Genomic DNA, 21,467 nt, shown 5'->3' with positions numbered 1-21,467 from the left:
CAGAAAGCCTTTCTTGTCCGTTAACTATAATTGCGGTCTGATGGACATATAGTTCGCCAGATTCGCATGCATTCTACCTTGGGATTTCCAGTTGCCTGAAAAGCGGGCCAAGACATCGACCAGGCAGGTCGTCAAGGAGACGTTGACGCTTCAACGTCTGTCCCTGTTGTCATGGGCATTTGCAGCTATTCTGTTTGGCAGCATCGGGTTTGCATCCCTGCAGTTCGGCCGGGAAGCCGACTCTAATCACGTGTCCTCCGGATACGGCCAGATCCTGCCGCCCGGCGGCGATGTGACGACCACGGCGTCTATCGGAAACAGCGCGGGCGATAACCGGATCGGTCTGATGCCGACTGTCAATGGCAGGGTTGCGACCGGCGCCGACGAAATCAACACGTCCCAAATCGAAACCCTGCAACGCGAAGTCGTGGCGTTACGACGGCGCCTGGGAGCCCTCGCCGAACAGAATCTTTCCTATTCGCGCCGGATCGCGGCGCTGGAAGAAGAACTTTTGCAAGGTGCCCCGGCCGGCCCGGAAGGCCCTGCGAAAACCAAGCCGAAGCAGCCGGCACCGGCACCTGGAAAAGTGACCTCTGCCAAACCATCACATGCACCAAAAACCGCAGCGGCACCTTCTGCGGTTCCGCATCCAAAGGCGCGCAAGGCGATTGAGGTCAGCGACAAGGCGGTGCAAAAACGGATCGAATCTGTGCCGGCACCGGAAACGATCTCGGGCAACGATGCCAAGATACGCTTGCAACTGCAAAACAGCGGGCAAGCTGCACTTACCTCCACGCAGAAGCCGAAGCAACCCGAACGCGTATTTGAACCGGTCCGTATTTCCGAACTTCCGAAACCGGGGCCTGACCCGATCACGACCGGTTCAATTCCTCCCGCCGAAACGCCCGGGCCCGAGGACATTGAACCACCCCTGATTACGCCCAGCAAACCGGTCGGTCGATCGACCGGGGCCGGCACCTCACTTATAAGTCATTCCGATTTCGGCGCGGTCGTCGGGAGGTATGAAACCCCCGAGAAGGCGGCCGACGCCTGGAAAAGGTTCCAGGAGCAGAACGAGGAACGGATGAAGGACCTGCGGCCGATCATCGCAAAATCCGATCTGGACGAACACTACGCGCTTCTTGTCGGTCCGTTCGGAAACGCAGCCAATGCGGCGGTGGCCTGCCTCAGGCTGCTGGAGGTCACAGGCACGTGCCATCCGGCACTTTATGTTGGGGCCCCCCTCCCCGGATTTGAATTGTCCAAGGCGAATTAGCGGCGGCCCGGAGCTGCTATCCTTGCATTCGCAGATCAGCCGATCTTGGAAAAGACCGGAAAGGTTTCCAGCAGCCAGTAGGACATTGTGGCGAACTGGCCGGTCAGGAACATGATGCCAGTCAGCACCAGAACGCCACCCATCACCTTTTCGACAATTCCCATGTACCTGCGGAACTTGCTCATGGCATGGATGAACGGGCCTGCGAAGACCGCGGCAAGCAAGAAGGGGATGCCGAGGCCGAGCGCATAGGCGCTGAGCAAAATGGCGCCTCTGCCGACCGTGGACTCTGAGCCTGCCACAAACAGGATCGCCGACAGGATCGGACCGACACAAGGGGTCCAACCGAATGCAAAGGCCAGACCGATCAGATAAGCACCGATGTGGCCGGCCGGCTTGCGTTCGACATGAACGCGCGCTTCGCGATACAGAAGCCCAATCCGGAACACTCCGAGGAAATGAAGTCCCATGATGATGATCAGGACGCCGGCAATGTAACCGAGGACCTCGATATATTGCGTCACGAACTGGCCGATGAAGCTGGCGCTCGCGCCGAGAATGACAAAGACGGTCGAAAATCCTGCGACGAATGCCAGGGCGGACGTAAAGACCTTCATGGAGGCGGATTTCTCGTCCGCCTTACCGGTCAACTCCTCCATGGAGACGCCGGCCAGAAAACCGAGGTAAGGCGGCACCAGAGGCAGAACGCAAGGGGAGACGAATGACAAAATCCCCGCGAAAAATGCACCCAGTATCGAAACGTGTTCCAGCATATGAACTCTCTTAACCCGGCTTATGTGAGTGGACTTAATAACGGTCCGTGCATCTATTAGCGAGGCACAAAGACACAGTCGCCTCACCTTTGCGAGAGGCGTGTCGTCGCAGCCGAGTGGACAAGAGGCGGGTTATTCGCGGACGACCATCACCGTTTGCCGGGCATGGCGCACCACCCGGGCGGCATTCGGGCCCAGTAGATAATCCTTCAGTTCCGGCCGGTGCGATGCCAAAACGATCAGATCGCAGCCGAGTTTGTCAGCAGCCTTGTTGATCTCCTCGTAGATGATCCCGTGCGCGACGTGCCCCTTGCATGCGATGTCTTCAGGCACATTTTGCCCCAGGAACTCCTTGAGCATTTCGGAGGTCTTCTCAAGTGCCTGCGCTTCGTAGCCTTCGGGAAAAAATCCGCCAACGATGGACCGTCCAAAGTCCGGGACGACCGTGATGACATGAAGGTTCGTGTCGAAGGTGCGGGCCATGGCAATGGCGGACGGCAGGGATTTGCGCCAGGAGCTTTCTTCGCTCAGGTCAATCGGAACCACAATAGACGTATACATATTCCCTCCCCCAATCAGAATGCCGGAACCGTGGCGCGGCGCCGTTGCAGGAAGATGATCAGACCGAGCAGCAGAATGGCCGGAATATAAAAGATTTCCTTGGCAACGCGTGTCGCTTCAATCTCGACCTTTTCAATCTCCACCGGCGTATCCGCGTAGTAGTCGAACTGTCCGTTGGTTTTCAGATCAAGCCATTTGCCGGGGAACGGTTCATCCAGCAACGCCTTGCCGTTGTCTTCATTCACGACCACGCCGATCTTCTCCAGTCGGCTGACGCCGTCGGTCTTGTCCCCCAAAGGCAGAAGGATCGTGAGATAGTCGATTTTGTCCGTATCCTTGTAATCCGGTCCTCGCAGAACGATCCTGAGCGTTGCACCGTCAGGCTCTTTTTCAGCGAGCGCCGCGATTTCCGTACCCGGACGCGCATCAAAAGGCGGCTGAACATAGTCGAGCCAGAACCCGGGCCGGAATAGTGTGAAGGCGACAAGAAGCAGGCCGACGGATTCCCATATGCGGCTTCTGGCAAAGAAATAGCCCTGCGTGGCGGCCGCGAACAGCATCATCGCTATGACCGCAACGATAAAGATAAATACGGCCTTGGCCGGTCCGACATCGATCAGCAGCAATTCCGTGTTGAATATGAACAGGAACGGCAACAACGCGGTCCGGATATCGTAGGTGAAGCCCTGGATCCCCGTCTTTATCGGATCGCCTCTCGAGATCGCGGCGGCGGCAAAGGCTGCCAGACCGACGGGTGGCGTATCATCGGCCAGAATTCCAAAATAAAAGACGAACAGGTGAACCGCAACCAACGGCACGATCAACCCGCTCTGGGCTCCGACCGATACGATCACCGGCGCCATCAGCGACGACACCACGATATAGTTTGCGGTTGTCGGCAGGCCCATTCCGAGAATGAGGCTCATCAGGGCGACCAGGAATAGCATGGCCATCAGGTTTCCGCCGGACAGGTATTCGACGAACTCGCCGACGACCTGGTGCGCCCCGGTGAGTGAGACGGTTCCGACAATCACGCCGGCAGCGCCTGTGGCGACCCCGATCGCGATCATGTTTCGGGCGCCGGCAATCATGCCATCGATAAAATCACGCCACCCTTTCGAAAAGGCAGCAGCATGCATGCCTTCCTGGCGGAAAAACGATTTCAACGGCCTTTGCGTCAGAACGATGAGGATCATGGCAACCGTCGCCCAATAGGCGGACAGCGTCGGCGACAGCCGTTCGATCAGGATGCACCAGATCAGAATGATGATCGGCAGAAGATAGTAGAAGCCGGTCACCGCGACGTCCCAGGCCCGGGGCAGTACGTCCATAGGCGCATTGGGATCGTCCATCTCCAGGTCCGGATGCCGGGCGGCAACGATCAGCAGGACGAGATAGGCCAGCAGAAACAGGAGCGATGCCGTTGCAAAGGTCATTCCCGGAAAGACAACCTTGATCCAGCCAAGGCCGTAGTAGACGGCGGACGCAAGCGCGGCCATCAGAATGAACCCGAGCAGAACACCGGACAGTTTCCGGGCAAGGGTCATGGTTGCCGGCGGTTTCTGCAGTCCCTTCAGGCCGAGCTTCAACGCTTCCAGATGAACGATATAGACCAGCGCGATATAGGAAATCAGCGCAGGCAGAAGGGCGTGCTTGATCAGCTCCGGATAGGCGACGCCGGTGAATTCGGAGATCAGGAAGGCCGCGGCCCCCATGACCGGCGGTGTCAGCTGTCCGTTGGTGGACGAAGCCACTTCCACCGCCCCCGCCTTTTCCGGCTTGAAGCCGGTGCGTTTCATCAGCGGGATCGTGAAGGTTCCGGTCGTGACCACATTGGCGATCGACGATCCGGAATAAAGTCCGGACAGGGCGGAAGCCATCACCGCGGCCTTTGCCGGACCGCCGCGCAGATGACCGAGCAGCGCGAATGCGAGCTTTATGAAGTAGTTTCCGGCGCCGGCCTTTTCCAGGAGCGACCCGAACAGGACGAACAGGAAAATCATGGACGCGGAGACGCCGAGCGCGACGCCGAACACGCCCTCCGTCTGCATCCAGAAATGCCACATGGCTTTGCCGAAGGAGGCTCCCTTCCACTGGATCGCATCCGGCATGACCGAAAGGTGCCCAAAAAAGACATAGAAGACGAAAACAGATGCGACGATGACCAGCGGCAGGCCAAGCGCGCGGAAAACCGCAATACCCAGGCTCAACATGCCGAGGGTGGAAAAGATCAGGTCGGCGGTCGTCGGCAGACCCGCACGATCTGCGATGTCGTTCTTGAAATAGAGCAAATACAGGCAAGAGGCCGCGCCGATGATGGCAAGCGCCCAGTCGTAGGCCGGCACACGGTGACGCGAGCTTTTCTTGAACAGAGGATAAGCCAGCATGGCCAGCGCAAGCGCGAAGGCCAGATGGATCTCACGGGCCTCCTGATTGTTGAAGACCACGTTGACGCCAAGCGTCTCTGTCAGAATGAAGGGAATGTTGGAAGCGATGTAAAGCTGGAACAGCGACCAGACGAATGCCAGCCCGAGAATGAATTTTCCCGCGAAACCGGCCGCTGAGCGCGCACCGCTTTCCACTTCCGCGACCATCAGGTCAACATCGACTTCCGTGTTTTGCCTTTTTTGTTCCGACATGACCGCCCCCGGATCCCGTTTATTTCCCATACCCGGACATAATCAGGTCCGAGCGAAAGAAAACGCCGGGCGATTTCTTGCCCGGCGTTTTCCTGCAGCTGTTACATCCAGCCGCGTTCCTTGTAGTACTTGATCGCGCCCGGATGGAGCGGAGCGGACAGGCCGTCCTTGATCATTTCATCTTCCTTCAGGTTCTTGAAGGCGGGATGCAGGGCCTTGAAGTCGTCGAAGTTGTCGAAGACGGCCTTGACGACCGTGTAGACGACATCATCGGATACATCCGAAGAGGTGATGAAGGTTGCGCCGACACCGAAGGTCGTGACGTCCTGATCGGTTCCCTTGTACATGCCGGCCGGGACGGTGGCCTTGCGGTAGTAGGGGTTGTCGGCAACCAGCTTGTCGATCGGAGCTCCGGCGACGGATACGAGTTCCACGTCGCAGGTGGTCGCGGCTTCGGTAATAGCGGCCGCAGGGTGACCGATGGTGTAGATCATCGCATCGATTTTGCCGTCACAAAGCGCCTGGGCCATTTCGGATCCTTTCAGCTCAGCTGCAAGAGCGAAATCGTCCATTGTCATGCCGAAGGCATCCATCACCACTTCCGTGGTCGCGCGCTGGCCGGAGCCCGGGTTGCCGACATTGACCTTCTTGCCCTTCAGGTCTTCGAAGCTCTTGATGCCGGTATCCTTGCGGACGATGAGGGTGAACGGCTCCGGATGGACGGAAAACACCGCCCGTTCCTTCTCGAACGGACCCTGTTCCTGGAATTTCGATGTGCCGTTAAACGCGTGATACTGCCAGTCGGATTGGGCGACGCCGAATTCAAGCTCGCCTGCCCGCACCGTGTTGATGTTGTAGACAGATCCGCCGGTTGATTCGACCGAACACCGAATCCCGTGTTCCTTGCGGTTCTTGTTCACCAGGCGGCAGATCGCGCCACCGGTCGGATAGTAAACGCCGGTCACGCCACCGGTTCCGATCGAAATAAATTTCTGATCGGCGGCAGCTGCAGCGCTGAAGCTACCGGCGAATACCGCCAGGCCAAGCGCAAGGCTCGTGATTTTCATGGGAAACCTCCACCGTTATGAATTGGCCCTTCATGTGGCCATTCGGAAAAATCCGAAGGTGAAAGCTAACCAAAAAGAAACCGGATAGAAAACCCTCGTCGTGACTTTTTTGACGAAAAGGTCGAGAAAAAACGTAGCGCCTGTTTTGACTTATGCACGGCGCTTTTCGATCTTGTCAGTTCGCCGTCTTGCCGCCGTTGATCACTTCGAAAAGGGTCTGGCGCAGGTTGGCTTCGTCTTCGCCGGAGGTAAGGCCCTGACGCCATTGATCAATTACAAGACGAAGACCGAGCGTGTCACGCGTATGGGGTAGTTCGTCCAGGAAACCGGCAAAAAAACTGTCGAGCCGATTCCGATCCAGAACGCCCTGGTCGATCAGTCCGTGAATCAGGGTCATGGTCGCTGCGATGTGGCTCTTGACGAACTCAAGCTCCACCGCTTCCGGATTCCGTTCGATAGTCCGTTTCTGCATTGCTCATCTCGCGTGCTTGGTCAGCAAAACCGGCATATTATCAACCAACGGTAATGCTCAAATGTGATCAGTTGGCATTGTCAAGAATACTAGTGCGTACTTTTAGTGCCGACACCGAATACTTTGAAATGAGGTAACATCAAGTCAGAAAAACACCAAATGTATACTGCCTGATTTTTCAAAAAGCGCAACATATTATTAACGCAGGGTCAGGAAAACGATTACATCTGAACGACTTCCATTGGCGGGTTTTACAGTGGGCCGTAAAATCGCCTTTGAATTTAGGGAAATTCCCCCTTGAAACTTTTTTCGGCTCGGCATACACACTCGCCACAACGCGAACGGCATACCAGCACATGTCGTCTGCATTCGATTCCGGAAGGCCTTACAGAGGATGGAACGGGATCGTTAACAAATGGTGAGAGCCGATAGCTCAGCTGGTAGAGCAACTGACTTTTAATCAGTAGGTCCAGGGTTCGAGCCCCTGTCGGCTCACCATCCCCTTCCCTTTGAAATCAATCATATACCTGCGACCGGCTGATACGTACGCTACCGCCGGAATCCCGTACGCATAAACTGTTCTGCCGCCTTTGCCACTTGCACCTGCATCAAAAGTCGCTGAAAACGGGACTCAATGTTCGGGAGGATGCGGCTAAGCCATGACCACGATTACATATCTGACGCGGATCGAGTTCGACTTCGGGGGGATTTCCAAGGTCAGGACCTATTGCGAACAACTCGGGATGAAGCGTCCCCTGGTGGTCAGCGATCAGGGACTTGTCTCGTCCGGCCTTCTGGATCGCCTGACGGAGGCCTATGGCGCTGCGCTGCCCGTCTTTGACGGCACGCCATCCAATCCGACCGAAGAAGCGGTCATGGCCGCTAAGGCGCAGTACGACAGCGAAGGCTGCGATGGCGTGATCGCATTCGGTGGCGGATCGGTCATCGACCTGTCCAAGGCGCTTCGGCTTCTGACCGGCCACGAGCCGCCGCTCTCGCAATATGCCGCGATCGAAGGCGGTGTCGGCAAGATCACCGGCAACATCTGCCCGATGATCGCCGTTCCGACCACTTCCGGCACCGGATCGGAGGTCGGCCGGGCTGCGGTGATCAATCTGGCGGATGGGCGTAAGCTGGGTCTTATCAGTCCGCATATGCTGCCCAACATTGCGCTCTGCGATCCGGACCTAACTCTGGGATTGCCGCCGTTCCTTACGGCGGCCACCGGCATGGATGCCCTGTCCCATTGCCTCGAGACCTACATGGCCCCAGCGATCAATCCGCCGGCAGACGCCATTGCCATCGACGGATTGACGCGCGGCTTCAACGCACTGCCGGCTGCTGTCAGGAACGGATCCGACCGTCAGGCCCGCTGGGAAATGATGATGGCGTCCATGGAAGGCGCCATGGCGTTTCAGAAAGGCCTCGGGGCGGTCCATGCCCTCACCCATCCGGCCGGTGCGATCAAGGAACTCAATCTGCACCACGGCACGCTGAACGCCATCCTGATGGCGCCGGTGTTGCGGTTTAACCGCCAGGTGATCGGAGCCAAATGGCAGGTCTTGACTGATATCCTCGGCGGTGAGCCGGATGCCGTTATCGAGCAGTTGAACCGGGATATCGGTATTCCGTCCGGTCTGGACGCACTCGGTGTTACCGCAGCGCATCTGGACCGGGTCGCCAAGGCCGCGCTCCTCGATCATTGCCATGCGACCAATCCGCGGATCGCAACCGAAGCCGAGTACCGGGCCATCCTGGAAGAGGCGCGCTGACGATTTCGTCAGCGCACAGTTTTAAAGGCGTCAGGCGGTCGAGGGAGTCGCCTCGCCTTCGCCTGATTCCTCATCCGTTTGTCCGCTGCCGGGGCCGCCTGGGGTATCCACACCCCGGAACTGGCCTTTGACCTTCTCACGGAGCACCTGCAGCGACACGTAGAGCGACGGGATAATCAGCACGCCCAGGCTGGACGCGAAGGCCATTCCGCCGAAGACGGCAATGCCGATAGCCTTCTGACTGGCGGCACCCGCCCCGCTCGCCGTCACCAGGGGAACCACACCAAGCAGGAACGACAGGGCCGTCATCATCACCGCCCTGAATCGAAGGTGGGCTGCCTCCTTGGCCGCGCTGAGAATCGATTTCCCGTCAGCCCTCTGCTCCATGGCGAATTCGACGATCAGGATAGCATTTTTGGCGCCCATGCCGACCAGCATGATCATACCGATCTGGGTATAGAGATTGATGTCGCCGCCGGACACAAAGACTGCGACAAAAGCCCCGAGAAGAGCGATCGACACCGACATCAGGATGGCGAACGGCATGCTCCAACTCTCATACTGGGCCACAAGGAACAGATATGCGAACAGGATCGACAGCAGCAGAATGTAGATGACCAGATTCCCCGAGCCCTCCTGCTGCAACGCGGTTCCGGTCCATTCGTATGTGTAACCCGACGGCAGGGCTGTTGTGGCTGCGGTCTGCATGCCATTGATCACGACGCCCGTGGAAGCCCCCGGTGCCGGTTCGCCGTTCACGGATGCGGAACGGAACATGTTGTACCGGGTAAGCGTTTGCGGACCGAACACGTTCTTCGTCGTCACCAGGGACTGCATCGGCACCATCGTGCCGTCGGACGCCCGGACATAGAGCTTGCCGATATCATCCACCTTGTTGCGGTAGTCTCCATCCGCCTGGATCATGACCTTGTAGACCCGACCGAAGAGGTTGAAGTCGTTGATGTAGTAAGATCCGAGATACGCTTGGAGCGTGGAAAACACATCCGCGACATCGACACCTATGGTCTTGGCCTTTTCCCGGTCGAGATCCACGAAAACCTGGGGCACGTTGGCCCGATAAGTCGTATAGGAAAGCGCTATGTCCGGATCCTGATTTGCCGAATAGACCAGGGAACCGGCCGCGGACGCCAGATCCTGAGGCGAACCGCCTCCGGTCTGCTGGACCATCATCTGAACGCCGCCGGTCGTTCCCAGTCCCGGAATGGGCGGCGGATTGAAGGCGATGATATTTGCACTCGGTACAGTGGCGAAATCACCCCGAAACTTGGACAGGATCGCATCGATACTCAGCGAAGGTGCCTTACGTTCGTTCCAGTTATCCATCGTTGCGATGATCATGGCGGAATTCGAGGAGAGCGCCGAATTCAGGATCGAAAAGCCGTTGACCGTAACGACACTGGCGACACCAGGTGTTTGGGAAACGGTTTCCACCAGTCCCTTGGTCACCTCTTTCGTTCTTTGCAGCGACGCGCCGTCAGGCAATTGGATGTCGACCATCAGGTAGCCCTGGTCTTCCAGAGGCAGGAAGCCTTGAGGCAGACGACCACCCAGAAAGGCGATCAATGCGAGCGCCCCGCCCACGCCGATCACCCCGATGACGGCAACCCGCACCAGCCGGCTGACGACCGCCGAATACCCGTTGCGGACGCCCGTGATGCTCTTGTCGAAGACCCCCATCAATCCCTTGGGCGGACCGCTTCGGCGCTTCAGAATGAGACCGCATAGCGCCGGCGACAGTGTCAGCGCGTTGATGGAGGAAATGACGACGGACACCGAAATCGTGACCGCGAACTGGGAATAAAGCTTCCCGGTAATGCCCGGCATGAAGACGGTGGGAACGAAAACGGCCAGCAGAACCAGTGTCGTTGCGATCACCGGCCCCATGATCTGCTGCATTGCCTTGGCCGTTGCGGCTTTCGGGTCGAGGCCTTCTTCGGCCAGGATCCGTTCCACATTCTCAACCACCACGATGGCGTCATCGACCACGATCCCGATGGCGAGCACGAGGGCGAAAAGAGAAATGGTATTGAGGGACATGCCGAACAGCAGCAGCACGGCGAACGTCCCGATCAGCGACACCGGAATAGCGACCATCGGTATGATGGTGGCCCGCCAGTTACCCAGGAAGATGAACACCACAGACACCACCAGGGCAAAGGTGATGAACAGTGTGGTGACCACGTCGTCGAGTGACGTCTGGACAAACTCCGTCGTGTCGAACGGAATTTGATAATCGATGTCATCCGGGAATGCCTGCGAAAGCTCCTTCAACCGGCTGACGACGCCCTCAGCCACAGCGATTGCATTGGCACCGGGCGCCTGGTAGATCGCCAGAACCGTCGCCGGCTTGCCGTTGAATTCACCGCTTGCCGAATAGAATTGTGCGCCTCGTTCGACACGGGCGACATCGCCGATGCGTACGATTGCGCCGTCGTCCCCGGTTCGCAGAACGATTTTCTCAAAATCCTCTACGGTGGAAAGGCGGCCCTTTGCCTTGATCGTGTACTGAAACTGCTGCCCTTTCGGCACGGGTGGGGCGCCGATCTGACCGGCCGCAACCTGGATATTCTGATCCCGGACAGCAGAAATGAAGTCTGCCGGTGCCATGCCCAGGTTGGCGAGCTTGTCCGGATCGAGCCAGATCCGCATCCCATAGGCAAAATCCGTCAGGACGTCCGCCTTGCCGACACCGGGCACACGGGCCAGCGAATCCTTGAGATTGATGGAGGCGTAGTTGGACAGGAAGACCTCGTCATAGGTCCCTTTGGGGGAATATAGCGTGACCACCAGCAACATGTTGGTGGATGCTTTCTGCACCGTAACGCCGTTCGCGGTGACTTCGCTCGGCAATTGGCTCGTCGCCTGGCTGACGCGGTTTTGGACATTGACGGTGGCAATGTCCGGATCGGTGCCGACGGCGAAGGTCACATTCAAGGAGTAGTTACCGCTGTCGGAACTGTTCGACGACATGTAGATCATGTTGTCGACGCCGTTCACCTGCGCCTCGATGGGCGCCGCCACCGTTTCTTCCAGGACTTCGGCATTAGCGCCGGTGTAGGTCGCCGACACGTTGACCACCGGCGGCGTGATGTTGGGAAACTGCTCGACCGGAAGTGCCAGGTAACCGAGCATGCCGGCGATCGTGATCACCAGAGAAATGACGAGTGCGAACTTGGGGCGGTAGATGAAAAAAACGGACAACATGAACGCTACTCCGCCGGCTTCGAAGCAAGGGACGCGTTAACAGGCACGCCGGGCCGCACTTTCTGCAATCCCTGGACGATGACTTTCTCGCCGCTCTGCAACCCCTTGTTGACGACGAAATCGCTGTCGACCTGCGCGCCGAGTTCGACGTATCTCTGCTCCACCGTATTCTGCGCATTGACGACCAGCACGAAGCTGCCGCGCTGATCTCGCTGAACCGCGGCCTGTGGGACGACGAGGGCCTTTTTCTCTTCCTTGGATTCAATGACTACATTCACGAACGTGCCGTCGAGCAGTGTCCAACTCTTGTTGTCGAACAGGCCACGGAAGGAAATGGTCCCGGTCTTCGGATCCACCTTGTTGTCGATGAAAACAACTTTACCCGTTTCGTCAAAAGTGTCCCCGTTGGGGAGTATCAGGCTCAGGTTCGGCGTGTTTTCCGGCTTGATGTCATCAGGATTGATGCCGTGGGTTTTCAGGGCATTCAGATACTCGGCTTCGCTGACGGCGAAATTGACATAGACAGGAGCGACACGAATCAGGGTCGCGAGCGGCTGCGACGACGGACCGACCACTTCGCCCACACTGTAGGTGGTCTTGCCGAGCACCCCTTCGAAGGGGGCGGAGATATCCGTATAACTCAGGTTCAGCTGGGCCTGATCGAGTGCAGCCTGGGCCGCCTGTACCGAGGCATCCGACTGCGCTTTCTGAGCCTGAGTGGATTGGAAGGCCGCTTCGGAAATATGCCCCTTCTGATAGAGATCGCGATCGCGGTTCAGATTTGCCAGTTTCAGCGCGTCATCGGCCTGTGCGCTGGCAAGATCGGCCTTGGCCTTGTCAACGGCTGCCACATACTGATCTTTTTCTATCTTGAAGATCAATTCGTCCTTTTTGACCTTCTTGCCGTCCTGAACCGCCTTGTCTTCCAGAAATCCGCTCACGCGCGCAACCAGCGATACCTTGTCGATTGCTGCCACCTGACCGATGAAAGTCGTGCTGTCCCGAATGTTTTTTTCCTGTATGCCGGCGACACTGACTGCGGGCGGCGGCGCCTTGGCCTGCTCTTCCTGTTTTTGGCAGGCCACCAATGCTCCAAGCACCAGACCGGGGATTATCAAGCGGTTGAAATGTCTGGTCGAAAGAAAAAGTGCCAATGTCCGGCTCCCCAAAAATCCGCAGGCGATGGTCTGAACTCTACGCCAAACTAAAAGGCACATCACTGCCAAAACAAGCGGTTAATGAACGAAGACTGACTTTTACGGGCGTATTGGGAGGACAAAGGTGGTGAGAACGGCCAAAGTGCTGTTTCAGCCGCCGGTTTCCGTGGGGCCTAATACCAGGGTCAAGCCGAAAAGGGACTGCGCCGGGATAACTTTGCGAGCCATGATTCCCCGGCACTTGATACCCAGAGCGGCGATTGCCGGCAGGTCCACGGGCAGCCCCTCGAATGCCTCCTGGCCGAACAACCGGGAATAGGCGTCCGGTGTGAGAACCTGCACGCGTCCGCGGGGCGTCTTCAGCTCGAGTCCGAGACTGGTTGCGCGCATTTCCCTCTGCTCCATCAGACTTCCAAGGAACTCGTGATGATCGCAGGGGTCCTTGGCGACGAGGACGATCTCGTCGACTGAGGCCGCACCATTGGCATGTGCCTGGTATTCCGCTTTCCAGAAATTCTCCGGAAAGCGGTTGCGGCAGGTGAAGTAGCCGATATCGGGCGCCAAAGGATCCGTAACGAATGTCAGATCGAAAGCAACCTTGCGAACCGAACCGTCCGGCGCCTTTGCCTCGCGTTCGAACGAAAACGGCGCATAGGTCTGCAAATGATGCTTTTCGAAAGACGCACGGTCCTGATCCGGATCCCGGCTTTCGAAAACCACCATCGACCCGCCTTGGCGTTTCTTCAGGAAATCGCGGTTGAAGGCGCCGAAGGAGAACTCCCCGGTTCCGGCTTCACGTATCAGGCTTTCGTCTGCGACCGAAAGCAGTTCGACGAAAAACCCATCGAACTGAATCAGTCGGTTCGCCGTTCCCCAGGGATGTCTGGCTTCAGGTGTAACCGTGAACCCCAGCTTTTCCCATGCGCTGCCGGCCGCATCGAGATCCTGCACGGCAACGACCAAGTGATCCAGTCCATGCACCATCCCGTTTCTCCGATCAGCCTGTTCGTCTTAAACCAGACGGCTTTGATGAATCGCCGCCTCGATGAAGGATGCAAACAGCGGGTGCGGCTCGAACGGCCGGGACTTCAATTCCGGATGATATTGAACGCCGATGAACCAGGGGTGATCGGCGATCTCGACCGTTTCGGGCAAAACACCGTCCGGCGAGGTTCCTGCGAAAATCAGGCCGCAGGCTTCCAGCTGTTCGCGATAGCCGATGTTGACTTCATAGCGATGACGGTGGCGTTCGGAAATCGACGTCGCCCCGTAAATCTCCGCGATCCGCGATCCGGGCTTCAGGGCTGCCGGATAGGCGCCGAGGCGCATGGTGCCCCCCATGTCGTCATCCTCGCCACGCACCTCGCGCTTGTTTCCCTTGGTCCATTCGGTCATCAGGCCCACGACCGGTTCCTTTGACGGACCGAATTCGGTGGAACTCGCATCCTTGATGCCGGCGAGATCGCGGGCAGCCTCGATCACTGCCATTTGCATGCCGAAACAGATGCCGAAATATGGCACCTTGCGGGTACGGGCGAATGCCGCCGCCGCGATCTTGCCTTCCGATCCGCGTTCGCCGAAACCGCCGGGCACGAGAATGCCGTGAACGCCTTCAAGATAGGGACTGGGATCCTCCTTTTCGAAGGTTTCCGATTCGATCCACTCGATGTTGACCTTGACCTGATTGGCGATCCCGCCGTGAACCAACGCCTCGATCAGTGATTTATAGGCGTCTTTCAAAACGGTGTATTTGCCGACGATGGCAATCGTGACCTCGCCTTCCGGATTGGCGATGCGGTCGGAAATCCCTTCCCAACGGTCGAGCACCGGCGCCGGCGCCCCCTTGATGCCGAAGGCTGCGAGCACTTCGTCGTCGAGGCCCTCCTTGTGGTAGGCGATCGGCACATCGTAGATCGACTTCACGTCATAGGCCGGAATGACCGCGGACTCGCGCACGTTACAGAACAGCGACAGCTTGCGCTTTTCATTGTCCGGTATCGGCCGGTCGCATCGGATCATCAGAATATCCGGCTGAATACCGATGGAACGAAGTTCCTTGACCGAATGCTGGGTCGGCTTGGTCTTCATTTCTCCGGCGCTTGCGATGAACGGCATCAAAGTCAGATGGACATAGACCGCATCGCCGCGCGGCAGATCATTGCCGAGCTGACGAATCGCTTCGAAGAAAGGCAGCCCCTCGATATCGCCGACCGTGCCGCCGATTTCGACAAGCACGAAGTCATAGTCCTCGTTGCCGTCCAGGACGAAATTCTTGATCGCATCGGTGACATGGGGAATCACCTGGACGGTACCGCCCAGATAATCGCCACGCCGCTCTTTGGCGATGATGTCCTGATAAATTCTGCCGGTGGTGATGTTATCCCGCTGGTTCGCGGGACGACCGGTGAACCGTTCGTAGTGGCCGAGATCGAGGTCGGTTTCCGCCCCGTCGTCCGTTACGAAGCATTCGCCATGCTGATACGGGCTCATGGTGCCCGGATCGACGTTCAGATAGGGATCGAGCTTACGCAGCCGAACCTTGTATCCGCGTGCCTGGAGCAATGCTCCGAGAGCCGCGGAAGCCAGACCTTTACCAAGCGAGGAAACCACGCCGCCAGTGATGAAAATGTATCGCGCCATGGAGCAATACCATATCGTTGCCGAGGGCCGATTGACCACTCGGGAGTTTCGTTAAGCACATAAAAATGCCCTGCGTTTGTGTCGCAGGGCATTTGATGTCGATTAAATCCGGTGGGGAGCCACCTCAAACGCTTACTGAGCGGTCGGAACCTGCGGCCCGGCAGGCTGTTGCTGCTGGTTTTCTTCCTGCTTGAGCGAATCAAGCACACCGTTTCCGCCTTCGCTGGTCGCCGGCGCGGACGGTGCTGCCACAGGAGCCGCATCCAGAATCGCGCCGGGACGATCTTTCATTTCAGCAATCAGGCTGAGACCGATCGAGGTCGCGAAGAAGACGACTGCGAGAATTGCGGTCGCGCGGGTCAGGACGTTCGCCGTGCCTCGGCTGCTCATGAGGCCGCCGCCTCCGCCGCCGCCGCCCATTCCGAGCGCGCCGCCTTCGGAGCGCTGCAACAGGACAACGAGCACCAGGGCCAGGACGACCATCAAGTGTATGACGATGACTACGGTTTCCATCGTGGGCCAATCCGATTGTTCAAGTTTGGCGGCCTTCTACACCAGGTGTCGCCGCCTTTCCACCCTTGAATGTGTGTTTCCTGATCGAAGGGACAAGTCTTCAGGCGTAAGCGGCGCAGATTCCCAGAAAGTCGTCTGCCTTCAGGCTTGCACCACCGACAAGGGCGCCATCGACATTGGCGACGGCCATGAGTTCGGCCGCATTGCCCGGCTTGACCGAGCCGCCGTAGAGAAGGCGCATGGACGCACCGGCCGCTCCAAAGCGGCCTGTAAGCGCTTCGCGCATGGCCTTGTGCACCTCGGCCACGTCGGCAGGTGTCGGGGTCAGGCCCGTGCCGATGGCCCAGACCGGCTCATAGGCGACAATGCAGGTCTCCGGGGTGGCCCCGTCGGGAATGGAACCGGCAAGCTGGTACTCCACCACCTTGAGTGTGTCGCCGGCCTTGCGTTCGGCTTCCGTTTCTCCGACGCAGACGATTGCTGTCAGACCCGCCCGCCAGGCGGCTTCCGCCTTGGCGTTGACCGTCGCATTGGTTTCGCCATGGTCCGTCCGCCGCTCCGAATGGCCGACGATGACGGCGCTGGCTCCGGTGTCGGCAAGCATTTCAGCGGAGATATCGCCTGTATGGGCACCGCTTTCGGCATAATGACAATCCTGACCGCCGATCTGTACCGGCGTTCCGGAAGCTGCTTTTGCCAGAAGATACGTGAGAGTGGCGGGGCCGCAGATCATCGTATCGACCTTCCCGGCGAGATCGGTCGACAGGCCGGCGGTGATCTTGTTCAGCTCATCCACGCTGGCGGTCAGGCCGTTCATCTTCCAATTGCCTGCAACAAGCGGCTTGATCTGCGCTGTCATTCCCACGAAATCTCCCTGAAATGCTTGAATTCTGCGTCTGATGCGCCTCTATAACCCATAACGGCCGGGCACTTGCAAATTATTGTGCGCGATTGCGTTGCTTTCATTTGCTTGTCCGCCTTGCCGGAGTGGGCATGCCTCATTATGATCCGCCCGCTTCGGCCACGAGCCGAAAAGAAATTCCGGCGCGGAGATTGTGCCGGCCAAACGGAAAAGACGGGAGAAATCATGCTCGACGCGCTGCGCAAGGGCGCCGGCACCTGGGTTGCCAAAATCTTCATCGCTCTTCTGGTTCTGAGTTTTGGCGTATGGGGCGTTGCCGATGTGCTCAGGAATGGGTTCGGTCAAAACGTCGCTGCCAAGGTGGGTGGAACCGAAATCTCCCTGCAGGACTTCGACCGTGCGTATCGTCGGGATCTGAACCGGTTCGGACAGCAACTCGGACGCCCGCTTTCCACCAAGGAAGGCGCTCAGCTCGGGATCCCACAGCAGACGCTTGGCACGCTGATCGCCGAAGCGGCCCTGAACGAAAATGCCCGGACGATGAACCTCGGCATATCCGATGAAAAATTATCCGTTCAGATTCAGCAGGATCCATCGTTCAGGAGTGCGGGATCTTATGACCCCAACCTGTTGAAGCAGATTTTGCGCAACAACGGCATATCCGAGGACGAATTTGTCATGGAACAGCGCGCCCTTGCGGAGCGCCAGCAGCTTGCGCAGGCGATTTCCGGCGGGATGGTGGTTCCGACCGCTTATCTGAAAGTGCTGCACGACTACCAGAGCGAATCCCGCGATGTGGCCTATCTGCTCATCGAACCGTCAAACCTCGACGAGATCGCGGATCCGGATGAAGCAACGCTGCAGGCCTTTTTTGAAGCCGAAAAGGCGAAATTCAAGGCGCCTGAATACCGCAAAATCACGCTATTGCAGCTGACCCCCTCGACCATTGCCCGTCCGGACGACATCTCTGACGAAGACGCGCATGCCGAATATGAGGCCAACAAGCAACAGTATCACGAGCCCGAAAAACGCAAGGTTCGTCAGTTGTCCTTCACCAAATCGGAAGACGCCAAGGCGGCAGCGGACAAGCTGGCTACCGGAATGTCCTTCGACGATCTGATGAAGGAGCTCAACCTGACGGACAACGACGTCTATCTTGGCCTGATGGCCAAGGGGGATTTCCTCGACCCGGCCATTGGCGACGCGGCCTTTACGCTCGAGGAAGGCAAAACCAGTGATGTCGTTGAGGGGCGGTTCTCGTCGATCATCCTGAACGTGCTCGAAATTCAACCGGAAAAAACCAAGCCGTTTGAAGAAGTCAAGGACGACATCAAGGTCACGCTCGCCAGGGAACAGGCTGAACGTGAAGTTCTCGATCTGCTTGGAGAGATCGAAGACGCCCGCGCAGGCGGGGCGAAGCTCAAGGAAGTCGCGGAACGCTTCCACCTGGATATAACGACGCCTGACGCCATCGATTCCGCAGGCAAGAACCAGGCGGAAGCCAAGGTAGACCTGCCGGACGCGAAGGATCTGATTGCCGGCGTCTTCGACAGCGATGTCGGGGTCGAAAACGATCCGCTGCAACTAGGCGCCCGCGGCTTCCTTTGGTACGAGGTCGACGAAGTCATTCCCTCGCGCGACCGCACGCTCGACGAGGTCAAGGACCAGGTAATTGCTGCCTGGAAAGAAGCCGAAGTCGAAAAGAGACTTGCTGAAAAGGCGACCGAGTTGGCCGAAAAAGCCAGATCCGGAACCGATATGGCCGCTCTTGCGGAAAGCAACGGCCTGGAGCTGAAGACCGCGGACGGCATAGTCCGGAATGTTGCAGCCGGAGACATCAGCGGAGCGGCGGCCAGCCAGGCATTCGACGGAGCGGAAGGCTCGGTTTTTGACGTCGAAGCAGCCGACAAGGTCGGGCGACTGGTAATCAAGGTCACAGCCCGCAAAACCTCCGAGTTCAACGAGGCCGATCCCGCGAACGCTGCGCTCAAAACGCAACTCGCCAGCCAGCTTCAGGATTCGCTGCTCAATCAGTACATCTCCAATGTCGAGACGAAGGCAGGCATTCATGTCAATGAAGCCGGAATTGCCGATGTGCTCGGCCTTGGGGCCACCAACTGATACCGGCCGGAAACCGCGCAAGAGTGGACAGGAAATGAAGACGTTCAAGGATTTCATTGCCAAGGTTGCTGACGGCACCTCCCTGAATGCCGTCGAGGCACGTTCGGCCTTTGAGATTATCCTGTCGGGGGAAGCGACACCTTCGCAGTTGGGCGGTTTCCTTATGTCCCTGCGCGTGCGTGGTGAAACCGTCGATGAAGTGACCGGCGCCGTCGAAACGATGCGCTCCAAGATGTTGCCGGTCAGTGCGCCGGCAAATGCCATCGATATTGTCGGGACCGGCGGTGACAACACCGGCAGCTACAATATCTCAACCTGCACGGCCCTTGTGGTCGCCGGGTGCGGTATTCCGGTCGCCAAACACGGCAACCGTTCCCTGTCGTCGAAATCCGGCGCGGCGGAGGCGCTTGCCGAACTGGGCGTGAATATCGATATCGGTCCGGACAAGATCGCGGACTGCATCAAGTCGGCAGGTATCGGCTTCATGTTCGCGCCGATGCACCATGCGGCCATGAAGCACGTCGGTCCGACCCGGGTCGAATTGGCGACGCGGACGATCTTTAACCTGCTCGGCCCGCTGTCCAATCCGGCGAGCGTCAAACGGCAACTGGTCGGCGTCTTTGCGCGTCAGTGGGTGGAACCGATCGCGGAAGTGCTGAAAAACCTGAACTCCGAGCGGGTCTGGGTGGTTCACGGGTCCGACGGCATGGACGAAATCACGACCACCGGGCCGACCTATGTCACCGAACTCGACGGCGGCAACATCAGGTCCTTTGAAATCAACCCGAACGACGTTGGCCTACCGGTGGCGAACCCTGCCGATCTGAAGGGCGGCACGCCAGCGGAGAACGCGCATGCGCTTCGCGACGTCCTGAGTGGCGCCAGGAACGCCTACCGGGATGTCGTGCTTTTTAATGCCGCCGCTTCGCTTTTGGTCGCGGGCCATTGCGGCACTTTGAAAGACGGCGTCGATGCGGCCGCGGAGTCGATCGACAGCGGCTCGGCGGCAGACCGACTCGAACGACTGGTCGCAACGTCCAACGGATAAAGACATGGCCGATATTCTGAAAAAAATCGAAGCCTACAAGCGGGCGGAGATCGAAGCTGCCAAAAGCGCCGTGACGCTGGCTGACCTCAAGGCCGCGGCCCGGGACGTTGAAGCGCCGCGCGGATTTCAAAAAGCGATCGAAACAAAGCTCGCAAACGGCCACTACGCATTGATTGCGGAGATCAAGAAGGCAAGCCCGTCCAAGGGGCTGATCCGGGAGGATTTCGATCCCCCTGCCCTGGCAAAGGCCTATGAAGCCGGCGGGGCGGCCTGCCTGTCCGTACTCACAGACACGCCGTCGTTTCAGGGCAAGCCGGAATTTCTGAATGCAGCCCGCAGCGCCGTATCGCTGCCGGCACTGCGCAAGGACTTCCTCTATGACACCTATCAGGTTCATGAGGCCCGCGCCTGGGGGGCCGATTGCATCCTGATCATCCTTGCTGCGGTCGATGACGCAACGGCCAATGCTCTTGAGGACACGGCTTTCGAACTGGGCATGGACGTGCTTCTTGAGGTGCATAACGAAGAGGAACTGGAGCGGGCGCTCCGGCTCAATTCCAAACTCTTCGGCATCAACAACCGGAACCTCAAAACGTTCGAGACCAGGCTTGAAACCAGTGAACTGCTGGCTCCAATGGTGCCTTCGGAGCGGATCATCGTCGGCGAATCCGGGCTGTTTACGCCTGCCGACCTTGACCGGATGCACAAGGTCGGCATTTCCACGTTCCTGATCGGGGAAAGCCTGATGCGCCAGGACGATGTCGCTGCGGCGACCCGATCCCTGCTGCGGCACAATGCCCTCAAGGCCGCGGAATAAGGCTCGACCCATGAGTGAAAAGACGGCCAAGCTGACCCATCTGGATGATACCGGTTCGGCCAACATGGTCGACGTGTCAGAGAAAAACGTCACGTCGCGGATCGCGGTCGCCTGCGGTTCCGTTACCATGCAGCCCGAGACGCTGGAACTAATCCGTTCCGGAAACGCCAAGAAAGGCGATGTTATCGGCGCGGCCCGCATTGCCGGCATCATGGCGGCGAAAAAGACTCATGAACTGATCCCGCTCTGCCATCCTCTGCTCCTGTCCAAGATCAGCATCGACATCACGCCGGACGACACGCTTCCGGGCCTGCGGGTTCAGGCGACCGCCAAGGTCAGTGGCCAGACCGGTGTGGAGATGGAGGCCCTGACGGCCTGTTCAGTTGCCTGCCTGACCATCTATGACATGGCCAAGGCGGTCGATCGCGGTATGATCATCGGAGATATCAGACTCCTGGAAAAAGCCGGCGGAAAATCCGGTCACTGGACGGCCGCCGATGGCGGCACCGGCGGGACGTAACCCC

The 21,467-nt window shown here is 58.4% G+C and carries 17 protein-coding genes and 1 tRNA gene; 7 read left to right on the top strand and 11 right to left on the bottom strand.

The genetic code is table 11. The annotated features are described in order from the left end of the window. Positions 1–292 precede the first annotated feature (292 nt). Entirely contained in the window at positions 293–1,276 is a 984-nt protein-coding gene (locus tag ACN0SO_RS03675) for a hypothetical protein (protein WP_417674620.1), read from the top strand. A 35-nt stretch (positions 1,277–1,311) separates the two neighbouring features. On the opposite strand, the gene ACN0SO_RS03670 is transcribed toward ACN0SO_RS03675, so the two are convergent. The 5 genes from ACN0SO_RS03670 to ACN0SO_RS03650 form a co-directional block, all read right to left on the bottom strand. Then, entirely contained in the window at positions 1,312–2,049 is a 738-nt protein-coding gene (locus tag ACN0SO_RS03670) for a cytochrome c biogenesis CcdA family protein (protein WP_417674618.1), read from the bottom strand. Between the two features lie 132 nt (positions 2,050–2,181). Beyond that, entirely contained in the window at positions 2,182–2,610 is a 429-nt protein-coding gene (locus tag ACN0SO_RS03665; protein WP_417674616.1) for a universal stress protein, read from the bottom strand. A gap of 14 nt (positions 2,611–2,624) precedes the next feature. Beyond that, a complete protein-coding gene (locus tag ACN0SO_RS03660) occupies positions 2,625–5,249 on the bottom strand; it encodes a TRAP transporter permease (RefSeq protein WP_417674614.1) in 2,625 nt (874 codons plus the stop codon). 101 nt (positions 5,250–5,350) lie between these two features. After that, entirely contained in the window at positions 5,351–6,316 is a 966-nt protein-coding gene (locus tag ACN0SO_RS03655) for a TAXI family TRAP transporter solute-binding subunit (protein WP_417674612.1), read from the bottom strand. A 175-nt stretch (positions 6,317–6,491) separates the two neighbouring features. Beyond that, positions 6,492–6,788: a hypothetical protein gene (locus tag ACN0SO_RS03650; protein ID WP_417674610.1), complete on the bottom strand. Its 297-nt coding sequence runs from the start codon at positions 6,786–6,788 to the stop codon at positions 6,492–6,494. A 422-nt stretch (positions 6,789–7,210) separates the two neighbouring features. Between ACN0SO_RS03650 and ACN0SO_RS03645 the strand changes: the two genes are divergently transcribed. Further along, positions 7,211–7,286 (top strand) — tRNA-Lys (locus ACN0SO_RS03645). Between the two features lie 161 nt (positions 7,287–7,447). Next, a complete protein-coding gene (locus ACN0SO_RS03640; RefSeq protein WP_417674608.1) occupies positions 7,448–8,560 on the top strand; it encodes an iron-containing alcohol dehydrogenase in 1,113 nt (370 codons plus the stop codon). 30 nt (positions 8,561–8,590) lie between these two features. Here ACN0SO_RS03640 and ACN0SO_RS03635 read toward each other — a convergent pair whose 3' ends face one another. From ACN0SO_RS03635 to tpiA, 6 genes are all read right to left on the bottom strand, one after another. Next, positions 8,591–11,785, bottom strand: coding sequence for an efflux RND transporter permease subunit (locus ACN0SO_RS03635; RefSeq protein ID WP_417674606.1), 3,195 nt, complete (start codon positions 11,783–11,785; stop codon positions 8,591–8,593). A 5-nt stretch (positions 11,786–11,790) separates the two neighbouring features. Beyond that, positions 11,791–13,002, bottom strand: coding sequence for an efflux RND transporter periplasmic adaptor subunit (locus ACN0SO_RS03630; RefSeq protein ID WP_417675042.1), 1,212 nt, complete (start codon positions 13,000–13,002; stop codon positions 11,791–11,793). 90 nt (positions 13,003–13,092) lie between these two features. Then, entirely contained in the window at positions 13,093–13,926 is an 834-nt protein-coding gene (locus tag ACN0SO_RS03625) for a VOC family protein (RefSeq protein WP_417674604.1), read from the bottom strand. Between the two features lie 27 nt (positions 13,927–13,953). After that, positions 13,954–15,582, bottom strand: coding sequence for a CTP synthase (locus tag ACN0SO_RS03620; protein ID WP_417674602.1), 1,629 nt, complete (start codon positions 15,580–15,582; stop codon positions 13,954–13,956). Positions 15,583–15,714: 132 nt separating this feature from the next. Then, positions 15,715–16,095: a preprotein translocase subunit SecG gene (gene secG / locus ACN0SO_RS03615; RefSeq protein ID WP_417674600.1), complete on the bottom strand. Its 381-nt coding sequence runs from the start codon at positions 16,093–16,095 to the stop codon at positions 15,715–15,717. A 100-nt stretch (positions 16,096–16,195) separates the two neighbouring features. Further along, entirely contained in the window at positions 16,196–16,954 is a 759-nt protein-coding gene (gene tpiA / locus ACN0SO_RS03610; protein WP_417674598.1) for a triose-phosphate isomerase, read from the bottom strand. A gap of 228 nt (positions 16,955–17,182) precedes the next feature. Here tpiA and ACN0SO_RS03605 point away from each other — a divergent pair, with 228 nt between their 5' ends. The 4 genes from ACN0SO_RS03605 to moaC are packed head-to-tail and all read left to right on the top strand — an operon-like array spanning position 17,183 to position 21,463. Next, positions 17,183–19,078: a SurA N-terminal domain-containing protein gene (locus ACN0SO_RS03605; protein WP_417674596.1), complete on the top strand. Its 1,896-nt coding sequence runs from the start codon at positions 17,183–17,185 to the stop codon at positions 19,076–19,078. A gap of 34 nt (positions 19,079–19,112) precedes the next feature. Next, positions 19,113–20,126, top strand: a complete 1,014-nt coding sequence (trpD, locus tag ACN0SO_RS03600) for an anthranilate phosphoribosyltransferase (protein ID WP_417674594.1) — start codon at positions 19,113–19,115, stop codon at positions 20,124–20,126. Positions 20,127–20,130: 4 nt separating this feature from the next. Further along, entirely contained in the window at positions 20,131–20,943 is an 813-nt protein-coding gene (trpC, locus tag ACN0SO_RS03595) for an indole-3-glycerol phosphate synthase TrpC (protein WP_417674592.1), read from the top strand. Positions 20,944–20,953: 10 nt separating this feature from the next. Beyond that, positions 20,954–21,463, top strand: a complete 510-nt coding sequence (moaC, locus tag ACN0SO_RS03590) for a cyclic pyranopterin monophosphate synthase MoaC (protein ID WP_417674590.1) — start codon at positions 20,954–20,956, stop codon at positions 21,461–21,463. The last annotated feature ends 4 nt before the right edge of the window (positions 21,464–21,467 follow it).

The organism is Roseibium sp., from assembly GCF_048260565.1.
Classification (GTDB): Bacteria; Pseudomonadota; Alphaproteobacteria; order Rhizobiales; family Stappiaceae; genus Roseibium.
Note: the sequence above shows the minus strand (reverse complement) of the source record. Positions and strands in the feature narration are given on the sequence as shown.

What these genes read in the sequence shown, in the direction of transcription:
- ACN0SO_RS03670 (WP_417674618.1), bottom strand. Translation starts at nt 2,049, where the DNA reads ATGCTGGAACACGTTTCGATACTGGGTGCATTTTTCGCGGGGATTTTG.
- ACN0SO_RS03665 (WP_417674616.1), bottom strand. Translation starts at nt 2,610, where the DNA reads ATGTATACGTCTATTGTGGTTCCGATTGACCTGAGCGAAGAAAGCTCC.
- ACN0SO_RS03660 (WP_417674614.1), bottom strand. Translation starts at nt 5,249, where the DNA reads ATGTCGGAACAAAAAAGGCAAAACACGGAAGTCGATGTTGACCTGATG.
- ACN0SO_RS03655 (WP_417674612.1), bottom strand. Translation starts at nt 6,316, where the DNA reads ATGAAAATCACGAGCCTTGCGCTTGGCCTGGCGGTATTCGCCGGTAGC.
- ACN0SO_RS03650 (WP_417674610.1), bottom strand. Translation starts at nt 6,788, where the DNA reads ATGCAGAAACGGACTATCGAACGGAATCCGGAAGCGGTGGAGCTTGAG.
- ACN0SO_RS03640 (WP_417674608.1), top strand. Translation starts at nt 7,448, where the DNA reads ATGACCACGATTACATATCTGACGCGGATCGAGTTCGACTTCGGGGGG.
- ACN0SO_RS03635 (WP_417674606.1), bottom strand. Translation starts at nt 11,785, where the DNA reads ATGTTGTCCGTTTTTTTCATCTACCGCCCCAAGTTCGCACTCGTCATT.
- ACN0SO_RS03630 (WP_417675042.1), bottom strand. Translation starts at nt 13,002, where the DNA reads ATGTGCCTTTTAGTTTGGCGTAGAGTTCAGACCATCGCCTGCGGATTT.
- ACN0SO_RS03625 (WP_417674604.1), bottom strand. Translation starts at nt 13,926, where the DNA reads ATGGTGCATGGACTGGATCACTTGGTCGTTGCCGTGCAGGATCTCGAT.
- ACN0SO_RS03620 (WP_417674602.1), bottom strand. Translation starts at nt 15,582, where the DNA reads ATGGCGCGATACATTTTCATCACTGGCGGCGTGGTTTCCTCGCTTGGT.
- secG (WP_417674600.1), bottom strand. Translation starts at nt 16,095, where the DNA reads ATGGAAACCGTAGTCATCGTCATACACTTGATGGTCGTCCTGGCCCTG.
- tpiA (WP_417674598.1), bottom strand. Translation starts at nt 16,954, where the DNA reads ATGACAGCGCAGATCAAGCCGCTTGTTGCAGGCAATTGGAAGATGAAC.
- ACN0SO_RS03605 (WP_417674596.1), top strand. Translation starts at nt 17,183, where the DNA reads ATGCTCGACGCGCTGCGCAAGGGCGCCGGCACCTGGGTTGCCAAAATC.
- trpD (WP_417674594.1), top strand. Translation starts at nt 19,113, where the DNA reads ATGAAGACGTTCAAGGATTTCATTGCCAAGGTTGCTGACGGCACCTCC.
- trpC (WP_417674592.1), top strand. Translation starts at nt 20,131, where the DNA reads ATGGCCGATATTCTGAAAAAAATCGAAGCCTACAAGCGGGCGGAGATC.
- moaC (WP_417674590.1), top strand. Translation starts at nt 20,954, where the DNA reads ATGAGTGAAAAGACGGCCAAGCTGACCCATCTGGATGATACCGGTTCG.